At 63.7% G+C, this 13,287-nt stretch carries 15 protein-coding genes; 12 read left to right on the top strand and 3 right to left on the bottom strand.

Going from position 1 to position 13,287, the window contains the following annotated elements; genetic code table 11:
• Positions 1 to 166 precede the first annotated feature (166 nt).
• On the bottom strand, positions 167 to 466 hold the full coding sequence (locus LB543_RS25225) for a hypothetical protein (protein ID WP_140764780.1): 300 nt from the start codon (positions 464 to 466) through the stop codon (positions 167 to 169).
• Positions 467 to 732: 266 nt separating this feature from the next.
• On the opposite strand from LB543_RS25225, the gene rlmN reads away from it, so the two are divergent.
• The 3 genes from rlmN to LB543_RS25210 are packed head-to-tail and all read left to right on the top strand — an operon-like array spanning position 733 to position 2,893.
• On the top strand, positions 733 to 1,968 hold the full coding sequence (gene rlmN, locus LB543_RS25220; RefSeq protein WP_224616099.1) for a 23S rRNA (adenine(2503)-C(2))-methyltransferase RlmN: 1,236 nt from the start codon (positions 733 to 735) through the stop codon (positions 1,966 to 1,968).
• Positions 1,965 to 2,414 carry a hypothetical protein gene (locus LB543_RS25215; protein ID WP_224594537.1) on the top strand — a complete coding sequence of 150 codons (450 nt, stop codon included), beginning with the start codon at positions 1,965 to 1,967 and terminating at the stop codon, positions 2,412 to 2,414. The genes rlmN and LB543_RS25215 overlap by 4 nt, the downstream gene beginning before the upstream one ends.
• Entirely contained in the window at positions 2,411 to 2,893 is a 483-nt protein-coding gene (locus tag LB543_RS25210; RefSeq protein ID WP_140764788.1) for a hypothetical protein, read from the top strand. The genes LB543_RS25215 and LB543_RS25210 overlap by 4 nt, the downstream gene beginning before the upstream one ends.
• Here LB543_RS25210 and LB543_RS25205 read toward each other — a convergent pair.
• A complete protein-coding gene (locus LB543_RS25205) occupies positions 2,865 to 3,506 on the bottom strand; it encodes a LysE family translocator (protein WP_224616098.1) in 642 nt (213 codons plus the stop codon). The two genes, LB543_RS25210 and LB543_RS25205, sit on opposite strands and share 29 nt — an antisense overlap.
• Positions 3,507 to 3,699: 193 nt before the next feature.
• Here LB543_RS25205 and LB543_RS25200 point away from each other — a divergent pair, with 193 nt between their 5' ends.
• The 3 genes from LB543_RS25200 to LB543_RS25190 all read left to right on the top strand — a co-directional run bounded on the left by LB543_RS25200 (position 3,700) and on the right by LB543_RS25190 (position 6,085).
• A complete protein-coding gene (locus tag LB543_RS25200; RefSeq protein WP_224616096.1) occupies positions 3,700 to 4,923 on the top strand; it encodes an argininosuccinate synthase in 1,224 nt (407 codons plus the stop codon).
• Positions 4,924 to 5,016: 93 nt separating this feature from the next.
• Positions 5,017 to 5,535 (top strand): hypothetical protein, encoded by a 519-nt coding sequence (locus tag LB543_RS25195; protein ID WP_224616094.1) that lies wholly within the window; start codon positions 5,017 to 5,019, stop codon positions 5,533 to 5,535.
• 61 nt (positions 5,536 to 5,596) lie between these two features.
• Entirely contained in the window at positions 5,597 to 6,085 is a 489-nt protein-coding gene (locus LB543_RS25190) for a hypothetical protein (protein ID WP_224594872.1), read from the top strand.
• Positions 6,086 to 6,133: 48 nt separating this feature from the next.
• On the opposite strand, the gene LB543_RS25185 is transcribed toward LB543_RS25190, so the two are convergent.
• Complete coding sequence (locus LB543_RS25185) at positions 6,134 to 6,931, bottom strand: lytic transglycosylase domain-containing protein (protein ID WP_140813564.1); 798 nt, start codon at positions 6,929 to 6,931, stop codon at positions 6,134 to 6,136.
• A gap of 292 nt (positions 6,932 to 7,223) precedes the next feature.
• Here LB543_RS25185 and LB543_RS25180 point away from each other — a divergent pair, with 292 nt between their 5' ends.
• From LB543_RS25180 to rpsP, 6 genes are all read left to right on the top strand, one after another.
• Positions 7,224 to 8,321 (top strand): putative zinc-binding metallopeptidase, encoded by a 1,098-nt coding sequence (locus LB543_RS25180; protein ID WP_224616092.1) that lies wholly within the window; start codon positions 7,224 to 7,226, stop codon positions 8,319 to 8,321.
• Positions 8,322 to 8,386: 65 nt separating this feature from the next.
• The gene (locus LB543_RS25175; protein ID WP_224616091.1) at positions 8,387 to 8,983 is read left to right on the top strand and encodes a DUF1236 domain-containing protein; all 597 of its coding nucleotides are present in this window, start codon (positions 8,387 to 8,389) and stop codon (positions 8,981 to 8,983) included.
• A gap of 176 nt (positions 8,984 to 9,159) precedes the next feature.
• Complete coding sequence (locus tag LB543_RS25170; protein WP_224616089.1) at positions 9,160 to 10,113, top strand: CPBP family intramembrane glutamic endopeptidase; 954 nt, start codon at positions 9,160 to 9,162, stop codon at positions 10,111 to 10,113.
• 699 nt (positions 10,114 to 10,812) lie between these two features.
• Positions 10,813 to 12,408, top strand: a complete 1,596-nt coding sequence (gene ffh, locus LB543_RS25165) for a signal recognition particle protein (RefSeq protein WP_224616087.1) — start codon at positions 10,813 to 10,815, stop codon at positions 12,406 to 12,408.
• A 7-nt stretch (positions 12,409 to 12,415) separates the two neighbouring features.
• Positions 12,416 to 12,742 (top strand): chorismate mutase, encoded by a 327-nt coding sequence (locus LB543_RS25160; protein WP_019862096.1) that lies wholly within the window; start codon positions 12,416 to 12,418, stop codon positions 12,740 to 12,742.
• A gap of 49 nt (positions 12,743 to 12,791) precedes the next feature.
• Positions 12,792 to 13,193, top strand: a complete 402-nt coding sequence (rpsP, locus tag LB543_RS25155; protein ID WP_224616084.1) for a 30S ribosomal protein S16 — start codon at positions 12,792 to 12,794, stop codon at positions 13,191 to 13,193.
• The last annotated feature ends 94 nt before the right edge of the window (positions 13,194 to 13,287 follow it).

Genomic DNA, 13,287 nt, shown 5'->3' with positions numbered 1-13,287 from the left:
GCCGATCAAGTGCGAGTCTGCCGATCGGACGGGATCAAAAGGCCGCCGCGTTGCCGCGTCCGCTCGCGAGCATGCTCCAGAAGAAAGGGCATAAGCCGCCTTCAGTCGAATGGAAGCTGCCCGTCCCGCCGGCCTCCGAGCCGGCGGGCAAGTCTTTGCGAGATCGTCACATGGCCATTTTTTCACATTCGGCCTGGGCCTTCTTGGTCGACGTGTCGACCATGTAGGCTTTGCCCTTGGCGTCGGTCATTATCATCATGCAATGCTTGATCGGCTTGGCCATCTTCATCATATCGGCGCCCATCTTCGCGTCCGGCATCATAGTGCCCATGTGCCCGTCCGGCATGATCGCCGTCACTTGTCCACCTTTCATCATGGTCATGGTGCCCATCGTGTCCTCGGCGAACGCCTGCGAGGCGCAAAGAGCGGCGAGGCCGGCGATGACGGCGAGCTTGATCGATTTCATTCCGCATACTCCCATTGTGCAGGGGCACAGTCGCCCCATTCAGGGTTCGCGGACGGCGCGCCAGCCGTTACGCCGACACGAATATGTGATCGATCGCGCGCCGGGGAACGGCACAAGGCAGTCGCAGCTTGTCCCCCGCGGCCCGGCGGCGGGACAAGCTGCCCGATAGCCGCAGCATGACTCCGCCGCCAAGCTGTGCTATGCGCCGCGCTTGACATCGGGCCGATGGATGAAATCGGCCGCAAACCGTTTATATCAGTAGAGCCATGACCCTTTCACTCGACCTTACCGCAGAAGGCGCCCGCGACGCGTTGCGCGGCCGTGCCGTGACGGCCGAAAAACCGTCGCTGATCGGCCTGACGCGGGCCGAACTCGGCGAGGCCCTCGTCGCTTCAGGCATCGTGCCGGAGCGTCAGGCGAAAATGCGCGCCCAGCAGCTCTGGCACTGGATGTATGTGCGCGGCGTTTCCGACTTCGCCGGCATGTTCAACATCTCCAAGGATCTGCGCGCCGAACTCGACAAGCATTTCACCGTCGCCCGGCCCGAGATCGTCGAGGAGCAGATTTCCGCCGACGGCACGCGAAAGTGGCTGTTCCGCTTTCCGCCGCGCGGCGCCGGCCGGCCGGTCGAAATCGAAACCGTCTATATCCCCGAGGAAGGCCGCGGCACGCTCTGCATCTCCTCGCAGGTCGGCTGCACCCTGACCTGCTCGTTCTGCCACACCGGCACGCAGAAGCTGGTGCGCAATTTGACGGCCGAGGAAATCCTCGCCCAGCTGCTCACCGCGCGCGACCGGCTCGGCGACTTCCCCGACCGCGACACGCCCGACGGCGCCATCGTGCCGGCCGAGGGCAGAAAAGTCTCCAACATCGTCATGATGGGCATGGGCGAGCCGCTCTACAATTTCGAGGCGGTCAAGAAGGCGCTGTTGATCGCCTCCGACGGCGACGGCCTTTCCCTGTCGAAGCGCCGCATCACGCTGTCGACCTCCGGCGTCGTGCCCGAGATTTTCCGCACCGGCGAGGAGATCGGCGTCATGCTGGCGATCTCGCTGCATGCCACCAATGACGATCTGCGCGACCTTTTGGTGCCGATCAACAAGAAGTATCCGCTGAAGGAGCTGATCGCCGCCTGCCGGGCCTATCCCGGCCTCTCCAACGCCAGGCGCATCACCTTCGAATATGTGATGCTGAAGGACGTCAACGATTCCATCGATGACGCCAAGGGCCTGATCAAGCTGCTCAAGGGCATTCCGGCCAAGATCAATTTGATCCCGTTCAACCCGTGGCCCGGCACCAACTACCAGTGCTCGGATTGGGAGACGATCGAGAAATTCGCCGACTATATCAACAATGCCGGCTATGCCTCGCCGATCCGCACGCCGCGCGGCCGCGACATCCTGGCCGCCTGCGGGCAGCTGAAGTCGGAATCGGAACGCATGCGCAAGGTCGACCGGCTGGCGCTGGAAGCCATGATGATCGCGGGGCACGGCGAGGTGTGAGCCGCTCGCTTGCCTGGATGAAGCGCCTCGCCATAATAGCAATCGGCTATATCGCCGCCGTGCTGACCTCGATCCTGGTGCCGGTGCTGCTGATCGTTCTTCTGGCGGGGATCGAGGATGGCAACTGGTCGATCATTTTCACATTCGACTGGCTGGCCTCGTTCCCACTCGCCGTGTTGACCGTGGCGATCTGCGCGCTGCTGATCGTCGGCCCGGCGATCGTCCTCGCCGAGCGGCTGGCGCTGCGAGGATGGTTCTACTTCGCCGTCACGGGTGCGATCACGTCGATCGCCTTCGGTGTCTTTGTCCCAGGCTCGGCCGGCGGCTTCGTTTTCAATCCGGGCTTCCTCGGTTTTCTGGCTGCGGCCGGCGTTGCCGCCGGCTGGGTCTACTGGCGTCTGGCCGGACACAAGTCCGGTCATCCCGCGGGCCGTGGTCCCCGATGAACCGTCTCGTCGCCTATATCGTGCGCTTCGCCATCATCCTGTTCGGCTACGCCGTCGCCTCGCTGGCGGCGAGCGCCTTCCTCAACATCCTGTTCCTGGCCTCGCTCGGCTACGCGCCGGCGCAAGCCCATCTGGCGGCGACGGCATCGCTCTATTTTTCAATTCCTTTCGTCGCCCTGTTCGTCGCCTATTTCGGCTTCGCGCCGGCCGCGCTCGTCATCCTGATTGCCGAAATCCTCGGCCGGCGCGACTGGCTGTTCTACGCACTGGCGGGGGCGCTGGTAGCGGGGGTTTTCCTCGGCCTGGTCGACAATATCCGCGATTCCACGTTCGCGGTCACCGAGACCAGCGCCATCATGGCCGTCATTGGCGGCGGCATGGTCGGCGGCATCTTCTACTGGCTCAGCGCCGGGCGCTGGGCCGGAAGCTGGTGGAAGGACGAGAAAGCGCCTACTTCGCCTGGGCCGTCAGGATCTTGAGCGCGAAGGCCGAGAACACGCCGGCAAAGAGATAGTCGACCACCCGCGTCACGCGCGGGCTGGCCTTCATCGCCGCCGAGAATTTTTCCGCCGCCAGCACCATCGGTACCGTTACCGGGATCGACAGCACGATGAACATGGAGCCGAGGAAGAACAGCTTCCCGGGCGCGTTCGGATCGTGCGCGGAGACGAATTGCGGCAGGAAGGTCATGAAGAACAGGATGATCTTCGGATTGAGCAGGTTGACACCGAGCCCCGCCGCCCAGCTGCGCAGCAGCGAAATCTTCGGACCCGTCTTCTTTTCCGGCGAAAAGGCCGAGCCCTTGGCGATCGCCTGCCAGGCCAGGAAGACGAGATAGCCGGCGCCAAAGATCTTCAGCGCGAAGAAAGCCATCGGCGAGGCGACGATCAGCGCCGAGATGCCGACCACCACCAGCGTGGTGTGGATCAGCGTGCCGCACAGCGCGCCGGCCATCGAGGCAAAGCCGGTGGCCCGCCCCTGGCTCAGCGTGCGCGAGACGAACAGCGTCATGTCAGGGCCTGGCGTGATCGCCAGGATCACGGTGGCGATGGCGAACTGGATCAGCGTGGTGATGTCGGGAATGAAGGACATGGCAGGCCCTTTGGCTTGGGGACATCAGGCTATAGAGGATGCCGCCCCTTCTTGCCAGCGGCCGAACGGCAAGAGTGCTGATCCAGCTCTGCTCGATCGTGGTGTCATCCACCTGTCTCGTGTTCATCTCTTGCGCAGCCTGGAAGCGGCGTGATACCTCGCGCGCCGAGAACTCCTGTCGCGGAACTGCCAAATGTCCAAGATCAAAGACGTCAAGAAGGTCGTGCTCGCCTATTCCGGCGGCCTCGACACATCCATCATCCTGAAATGGCTGCAGACCGAACTCGGCGCCGAAGTCGTCACCTTCACCGCCGATCTCGGCCAGGGCGGCGAGCTGGAGCCGGCGCGCCGTAAGGCCGAGATGATGGGCATCAAGGATATCCGCGTCGTCGACGTGCGCGAGGAATTCGTATCCGACTTCGTCTTCCCGATGTTCCGCGCCAACACCGTCTATGAAGGCACCTATCTGCTGGGCACCTCGATCGCGCGGCCGCTGATCTCCAAGCACCTGGTCGAGATCGCCCGCGAAACCGGTGCCGACGCCATCGCGCATGGCTCCACCGGCAAGGGCAACGACCAGGTGCGTTTCGAGCTTTCGGCTTACGCGCTCAACCCCGACATCAAGGTCATCGCGCCGTGGCGCGACTGGTCGTTCAAGTCGCGCACCGACCTGATGAACTTCGCCGAACAGCACCAGATCCCGGTGCCGAAGGACAAGAAGGGCGACGCACCGTTCTCGGTCGACGCCAACCTCCTGCACTCCTCTTCCGAGGGCAAGGTGCTGGAAGACCCGTGGAGCGAGCCGCCGGAATTCGTCCACCAGCGCACCGTGTCGCCGATGGACGCGCCGGATGCCGTCACCGAGATCGAGATCGAGTTCCTGAAGGGCGATCCGGTCGCGCTCAATGGCAAGAAGCTGTCGCCGGCCACCATGCTGGCCGCCCTCAACGATCTCGGCCGCGACAATGGCATCGGCCGGCTCGACCTGGTCGAGAACCGTTTCGTCGGCATGAAATCGCGGGGCGTGTATGAAACGCCCGGCGGCGCCATCCTGATCGTGGCTCATCGCGCCATCGAATCGATCACGCTCGACCGCGGTGCCGCGCACCTCAAGGACGAGTTCATGCCGCGCTACGCCGAGCTCATCTACAACGGCTTCTGGTTCTCGCCCGAGCGCCTGATGCTGCAGGCGATGATCGACAAGAGCCAGGAAGACGTCGAAGGCACGGTGCGGCTGAAGCTCTACAAGGGCAATGTCATGGTCACCGGTCGCAAGTCTGGAAAGACGCTCTATTCCGACGCGCTGGTCACCTTCGAGGACGACCGTGGCGCCTACGACCAGAAGGATGCCGCCGGCTTCATCCGCCTCAATGCGCTGAGGCTGCGCACGCTCGCCGCGCGCAACCGCAAGGGCTGATGTCCAGACAGCGACCTGAACCTTTGTCAGTCAACATTCAAGAAACCCGGCGGAGACGCCGGGTTTCTATTTGCAACCGCTAATATAGACAAAATGAAGCTGCCTGTAGTCGGTTCCTGTTTGACCTTTTGGCGGCTTCATTTAAGTTCATTTGCGGGTTTTGGGGTTTTGACAGTGAAAAATAGCATTTCTCTTCTGCTTGGCGCGGTCGTCGTCTTGTCGGTGTGCCAGGCCTCACACGCAGGCGCCAAGCGTGACCCGAAGGTGGATATGAACGAATGTATTGCCTCAGCCCGCACATCGGACCTTACGTTCAAGCATGACATGGCTTTGTTCATGGGCGTCTCGCAGGAACGCATGCCCGCTTTGTTCTGCCAGCGCATTGCCGATGGGATACGCAGCGGCCGCATCAGCTATTCCGACATAAACAGGCTGCAGCTCGACCAGCCGACCGAGATCTGGATGGTCCTCAAGGGCAAGGCGAAGGCAACTGCGCCCACGCAATCCCAGGCGCCGCGGTCGCCCAACTTCCGTAACTGCAGCGGCATTGACGGCACTTTTCAGGTTCCCGCTTCCCAGAAATGCCCGGCGAGCGGCTACGCGCATTATTGAGAGTGATGTGCCCAGGCGCTCGGCCATTCCTGGAATCGCTTTCCTGCCCGCATTGGCTGTCCTGGCAAGCTTGGCTGTTGCCAAAGCCAACGACCATGACCCCGCCTCGCTCGACCTGGCCGCACTCATCGAGTGCCGGGCCGACGTGCCCAGCTACAACGGCCTTGCCTTCTGGCTAGCCGGCGAACCCGGCGCCGCGAAGGCGCTGAGCTGGAAAGAGGTTCCGTCAGTCAATCCGTTCCTGCGCCAATATGACTTGCCCGCCCCGGTCCATGTCTTCGGGCGCGAGACCGGAACGATCGTCTTTACCGCGACAGGGCCGATGGCGGTGCTTGATGGCATCGCCGCGCCGGACCTCGCCCGCCAGATCGACGTCCCGGCGATGGTCTCGACACCGGATAAATTCCTTGGCGAGAAGGTCGTGACCGAAAGCACCGAGGACGCCGGCGGCGTGAGTCTTGCCACGCGCATCACGCTCAATGTCTCGACGGTCGAGTCCCATCCCGGCAAGACGCTGGCCGGCTGCTCCTATGCGCTCGACGTGAAATGAAAACCCGGCGCGGAGGCCGGGTTCTTCGTTCAATGCCGTACGGTTCGATCAGTCGGCATCGATCGCGGTGGCGATGCGGGCGATGGCCTGCTGATAGACGCTTGCGGAATTCCAGCCGGCGATCGCGCCCATGTTTGACTGCGCGCTGGCGCCGGCCCGCCAGCCGTGACCCTTGAGGAAGTTGGCGGTGGAGGCCAACGCGGTCGCCTTGTCGCGCAGGTTTCCGCTGCCGACCGCATACTTCAAGACATTTCCGGGCAGGAACTGCGTGTGGCCGATCTCGCCATGCATGGCGCCGACCGACGAGGAGGTCAACGCGCCGCGGTCAACCAGCTTCAGGGCCGCGATGGCGTGCGGGTGGAAATAATCGGGGCGGCGGCAATCATAGGCAAGCGTCAAAATGGCGGAGACCGTGTTCTGGTTGCCCATCGAGGCACCGAAGCCGGTTTCCATGCCCCAGATGGCGAGCAGCACGCCCGGCGACACGCCGTAGTTCTGTTCGATCTGGTTGAACAGCGCCGCGTTGGACTTCTTCAGCGAACGGCCCCTGGAAATGATCGCCGACCCGCCACGGCGCTTCATGAAATCATCCACCGAGCCGCTGAAAGCCTTGTGGATGGCGCGGTCGGCGGAGATCGTCCTCGTTGCGTAGGTCGCGCCGGCCAGAGCGGCCAGGCCCCTGGACCCGACACCGTCGGATTTGGCCTCGGCGGCGAAATCCTGCTTCCAGGCGTCGAAGCCGGCGCCGGTCTTGCCGCAACTGGCCGCCGCTTGCGCGCCCGTTGCCAGCCCCAGCACCGCCACCACCGCGGCTGCTAAAATCCTACCCTTGGCAAGAAATGCCATGTTGTTCTCCTGGTTTGCCTGATTCACGTCCCGATTGCGAATTTGCCAGCGAAACGCGCATTTGTCACCGTCTGTGGCGTGATGCTGGCGGATGCCGGGGAATTTGCCTACGATCAAGGGATTATTGTGGCGAGGCCCTGGCATGAAAGAGGTTGATGTCGGCCATGGACCGCATCGGCGCCTGGGCCAGCGAAGCGAAATAGTCTCGACGGACCGCGGAACACCGGGCGGCGGCTCGCGTTTGGCCACGGGCCGCCATGCATCCTGTGCCCCCTGATGAATTGAGACCGAGATGAAACTTTTCGACTGCCCGCATTGCGGCCACCGTCTCTATTTCGAGAACGCCCAGTGCCTGAACTGCAGCAGTCTCGTGCTCTATGATCCCGAGGGCGCGCGCTTTGTCTTGTCCGGCGTCGATGGCGCCATCCAGTGCACCAATGCCGACGAATGCGCCTGCAACTGGATGGCCGAGCCGGGGCAGGTCTTCTGCCGCGCCTGCGTGCTGAACCAGCTGATCCCCGACCTCTCGGTCGACGGCAACCGCCGCCGCTGGATCCGCGTCGAGGCGGCGAAGAAGCGCGCCATCTATTCGCTGCTCGCCTTCGACCTGCCGGTGGCGCCCAAGCAGAGCCCGAGGGACGAGATCGGGCTGGCCTTCGACTTCCTCGCCGATCCGATCGGTGGCGGCCCGGGCGGCGAACGGATTCTCACCGGTCACGACAACGGCCGGATTACGCTGAACGTCGCGGAGGCCGATTCAGCCGAGCGCGAAAAACGTCGCATCGAGATGGGCGAGAATTACCGCACGCTGCTCGGCCATTTCCGCCACGAACTCGGCCATTACTACTGGGACCGCCTGATCCGCGACGATCCGCAAGGGCTGGAAGCGTTCCGCGCTTTGTTCGGCGACGAACGCGCCGATTACGAACAGGCGCTGAAGGCTTACTACGCCAACGGCGCCGCGCCCGACTGGCAGCAGCACCACATCTCGGCCTACGCCACCTCGCACCCATGGGAGGACTGGGCCGAGACCTGGGCCCATCACCTGCACATCACCGACACGCTGGAGATGGTCCATGCCCTGAACTTCCCGCTCGGCCGGCTGGAGACGGTGGAGGCGAACGAACTACCGCGGGGCGATACCGGCGGCGGGTTGCAGGCAGCGCCTTCGGAGCCGGCAAACACGCCCGAGCCCTTCGACAAGATCCTTGCCCGCTGGCTGGTGCTGTCGGAAGCCTCCAATTCGATCAACCGCTGCATGGGCCTGCCCGACCTCTACCCCTTCGTCATTTCGGACGTGACGGCGCAAAAATTGGCCTTTGTTCACGATCTTGTGACCGGCTTGCCGAAAGAAGCGGGAACAAATCGTGAGTTGGCACAAGCGTTTTAGCCGGAACGCATGCGCCGCTACCCCGTTTTCACCGCCGAGGGATCACGAAAAAACGGAGAGAAACCATGAAATCCGTATTGTTTCCCGCAATCGCCGGAGTGTTCACCGTGATGTCGGGTGCCGCGTTGGCCGATACCGCGGTCTCGGCAGTCACCGACCTCAACGTGCGCGCCGGCCCGGGTCCGCAATATCCGGTGATCAGGGTGCTCGCCGCCGGCCAGTCGGCGACGCTCAACGGCTGCATCGAAAACAGCAAATGGTGCACCATCGCCGAAGCCGGCGGCCAGGGCTGGGTCTATTCCGATTACGTCACCGCCGATTTCGGCGGCAGCCGTGTGGTGCTGACGCAGCGCCGCTCCGCCGTCGCCGTCGTCTCGCCGCCCGATGACATCGGCAACTACTCCACCGAGTACACCGGAGCGATCGTCGCCGGCGAGCCGATCGACACTGTCGTCCGGCCTCCGGCCGAGGTCAGGACCTATGTCGACACCCATCGCCTCGACCCCGTCTATCTCGAAGGCGAGGTGGTGACCGGCGCAACCCTGCCCGACACCGTCGAACTGCGTGAAATTCCGGACTACCAATATCGCTATGTCTATGTGAACGGTCAGCCGACGCTGGTCGATCCGCAGACGCGGCGCATCATGTACGTGGTACGTTGACAGAGGCCGGCGGTCGCCGAAGCGGTCGCTTGCGGGACTGGGAAGACCGTGCGGCGCCCGGACGGCGGGTGTGCCGCACGATCCGTTTGCGCGTCCAGATGATATCGATTCCGATTCCCGGGGCTATCGGCTAGATCAAGGACAGCTAGATCAAGCAGCGATGGATTCGGATCGACGTGACAATCGACGACACTGCGTTCGAGCGCTATCGCAACACGCCGAACGCCAGGACGACCTTGCCGCGCCTGTTGCTGGGGACGCTGATCGTCGTCCTGTTCTGGGGCGCCACCACCGCGGCGGTGCTGTTCGGCGGCACCTATGTCTACTTCGCCTGGCAGACGGCGACTTCGCCATACGGCATGGAGGGTTTCCTTGCCTCGCCCATCGGCATCCTCAGCGCTCTCACCTCTTTCGCCGGCACCTGGATCGGCCTGTGGCTCGCCATGCGCTGGGTGCATGGCGAGCCGCTGTCGGCCCTCCTCGGCGCCGGCCGCCGCGTATCGCGACCGGACTTCCTCAAGGGGCTGATCGCGGTGCTGATCACCTCGGCTCTGTCCGAAATCCTGCTCTATTTGCTGGCGCCGGGGATCGCGCGCGGCACGATCAGCCTGTCGTCCTGGCTGCTGTTCGCGATCCCGATCGTCGCGCTCACCTTGCTGCAGACCTCGTCGGAGGAGGTGCTGTTTCGCGGCTACCTGCTGCGCGGCCTCGCCAGCCGGTTCCGCAGCCCTTTCATCTGGGCGTTGCTGCCCGGCCTGCTGTTCACCTCGCTGCACTGGAGCGGCGGTTCCTCGGCCGCCATCAACGCGTGCGTGCTGGTCTCGATCGCCGCTTTCGCGCTGCTTCTGACGCTCGTGGTCTACGCGACCGGCAATCTCGGCGCAGCACTTGGCGCCCATCTCGGCAACAATCTGAGCGGCTTCCTGCTGATCTCGCATCAGGAAAGCTACAATTCCTTCGCCTTGTTCACCGCCAGGCCGCTCGAAGGGCCGGGGTGGACGACGTCGGATGCAGCGCTGATCGCCCTGATTGGCATCGGCTGCAGCCTGCTGACCATAGCGCTGCTTCTGCACCCGCGCTCGCCGCTGAAGGTCACGGCGGATCTTGCGGAGGCTAGCGGCGCGAGTTGAAAGCGCCGCTGAGCCGATGCCGGAAAAATGTGGGTGCACAAAAGGGAGACTACTTGGATTGGTTGATCCTCAACCCGTTACCAACGATACGATCCTGAGGATTCTGCACCTTGTTCTTATCGAAATTCGCGCGACGGATAAGCTGGACAAGGCTCGCAGGCTGGCGGACGCATTTCATAATGCGCCAGGCATGATTGCGTCCGGCTGCGACCCGCAGGATACCTGGGCAAGCGTCTTGTCCGCTGCACGTAGGGTGGAGATAGAGTCATTTATCATCTCATTGTTGCACCACGTTCAATCGCGTCGGATTTCGAACTGAGATGCTACGAACGCGGGCCTTGTCTTGACTCTCGCGCCGATTTCCTGTCTACAGCCCACCAATTCCGCGACGAGTATCCCTCCGAGCAAGCCGACCAGGACGCCGAAGCCTCTTTGAGGCCAAGTGCTGTAAACAGATCCTGGAGGCCAACACCCGGCAGCGCTGTGCGCCCCCGGGTGCTTTTTGGTTTTGGGCTTTTGCTTGGACTGGCTTTTGCTTGGACACTGGGCGCGAACGCATTACCTCTCGGTTCGAATGAATCGGGATCGAAGGAAGCAAGATGTTTGAATCGCTGCAGGAGCGCACAAGAGGCGTGGAGGGCCATCGGCCCGACAGGGATCACTATGAATCCAAGGCGCTCTCGCGCGGTGGGTTGATCAATGTTTGACTCCCTACAAGAGCGCCTTGGCTCCATCCTGAACGGCCTGACCGGCCGCGGCGCGCTGTCGGAGGCGGATGTCTCGGCGGCGTTGCGCGAGGTGCGCCGTGCGCTGCTCGAGGCCGACGTGGCGCTGGAAGTGGTGCGTTCCTTCACCGACAAGGTGCGCGAGAAGGCCGTTGGCGCCGCCGTGCTGAAGTCGATCAAGCCCGGACAGATGGTCGTCAAGATCGTCCATGACGAGCTGGTCGACATGCTTGGCGCCGAGGGCGTGGCAATCGACCTCAACGCGCCTGCCCCGGTCGTCGTCATGATGGTCGGCCTGCAGGGCTCCGGCAAGACCACGACTTCGGCCAAGATCGCCAAGCGCCTGACCGAGCGGCAGAACAAGAAGGTCCTGATGGCCTCGCTCGACACGCGGCGTCCCGCCGCGCAGGAGCAGTTGCGCCAGCTCGGCGAGCAGGTCAAGGTCGCGACGCTGCCTGTGATAGCAGGCCAGAACCCGGTGGATATCGCCAGGCGCGCCGTGCAGGCGGCCAAGCTCGGCGGCCATGACGTCGTCATCCTCGACACCGCCGGCCGCACCCATATCGACGAGCCGCTGATGGTCGAGATGGCCGACATCAAGAAGGTGTCGAGCCCACACGAGATCCTGCTGGTCGCCGACTCCCTGACCGGCCAGGACGCCGTCAACCTGGCGAAAAGCTTCGACGAGCGCGTCGGCATCACCGGCCTTGTGCTGACCCGCATGGACGGCGACGGCCGTGGCGGTGCCGCGCTTTCGATGCGCGCCGTCACCGGCAAGCCGATCAAGCTGATCGGCACCGGCGAAAAGATGGACGGGCTGGAGGAATTCCACCCCAAGCGCATCGCCGACCGCATCCTGGGCATGGGCGACATCGTCTCGCTCGTCGAGAAGGCGGCGGAAAACATCGACGCCGAGCAGGCGGCGGCGATGGCCAAGAAGATGCAGTCGGGCAAGTTCGACCTGAACGACCTTGCCCAGCAGCTTCAGCAGATGTCGAAAATGGGCGGCATGGGCGGCATCATGGGCATGATGCCGGGCATGGGCAAGATGAAGGACCAGATGGCCGCCGCCGGTCTCGACGACAAGATGTTCGGCCGCCAGCTCGCCATCATCTCCTCGATGACCAAGGCCGAGCGCGCCAATCCCGATATGCTGAAACACTCGCGCAAGAAGCGCATCGCCGCCGGCTCCGGCACCGATGCGGCCGAGATCAACAAGCTGCTCAAGATGCATCGCGGCATGGCCGACATGATGAAGGCGATGGGCGGCAAGGGCAAAGGCGGCGGCCTCATGCGCGGCATGATGGGCGGTCTTGCCTCCAAGATGGGTCTCGGCGGCATGATGCCCGGGGGTGGCATGGGCGGCATGATGGGCGGCGGCATGCCCGATCTGTCGAAGATGGATCCCAAGCAGCTCGAAGCCTTGCAGAAGCAGGCGCAGGCCGCCGGCCTCGGTGGCATGAAGGGCATGCCCGCTCCAGGCGGCGGCTTGCCCGGCCTGCCTGGCGGCATGAAGCTTCCCGGCCTTGGCGGTGGTGGCGGCCTGCCCGGTCTCGGCAAGAAAAAGTGAGGACGCTATGAACGAAGAAAAGGACATGGCCGACGCCCGCACCATCCTGGCCGGCTACCGCGCCTCGATCGACAACATCGACGCCGCCCTCATCCATATGCTGGCCGAGCGCTTCCGCTGCACCAAGGCGGTTGGCGTGCTCAAGGCCGAGCATGGCCTGCCGCCGGCCGACCCGGCGCGCGAGCAGCAGCAGATCGCCCGTCTTCGCCAGCTGGCCAAGGATGCGCATCTCGATCCGGATTTCGCGGAAAAATTCCTCAACTTCGTCGTCCGCGAAGTGATCCGGCACCACGAACAGATCGCCGCTGCCAACGGCGTGACGAAAACCGGCTGATAACCAGCCTGAACAGATCAACGAAATCAGAGCTTTTAGGAGAAAAGAAATGGCACTGAAGATCAGACTGGCCCGTGCGGGCTCGAAGAAGCGTCCTTACTACCACGTCGTCGTCGCCGACGCCCGTTCGCCTCGCGACGGCCGGTTCATCGAGTCGCTCGGCTCGTGGAACCCGCTGCTGCCGAAGGACGGCGAGCGCATCAAGGTCGATGCCGACCGCGTCAAGCATTGGCTGTCGCACGGCGCCCAGCCGACCGACCGCGTGCTGCGCTTCCTCGACGAGGCCGGCCTTGCCAAGCGCGAAGCCCGCTCCAACCCGAAGAAGGCCGAGCCCGGCAAGAAGGCGCAGGAACGCGCCGCCCTGCTGAAGAAGGCCCAGGAAGACGCCGCTGCCGCCGTCGCTGCGGCCGCTGCCGCACCGGCCGAGTCGGAAGCCGCCACGGCGGAGTAATCGCTTCCCATTCCTTGCGGAAACAGAACGGCGGGCCCGTGCCCGCCGTTTTGCTGTTTGCAATTGTCGTTCACCTGCCCTTTGCTGCTTCCCT

Origin of the sequence: Mesorhizobium sp. ESP7-2, from assembly GCF_020164715.1 — a bacterium.
In the GTDB taxonomy this organism is placed as follows: domain Bacteria; phylum Pseudomonadota; class Alphaproteobacteria; order Rhizobiales; family Rhizobiaceae; genus Mesorhizobium.
The sequence above is the reverse complement of the archived record's forward strand: the minus strand, read 5'-3'. Positions and strand labels throughout refer to the sequence as shown.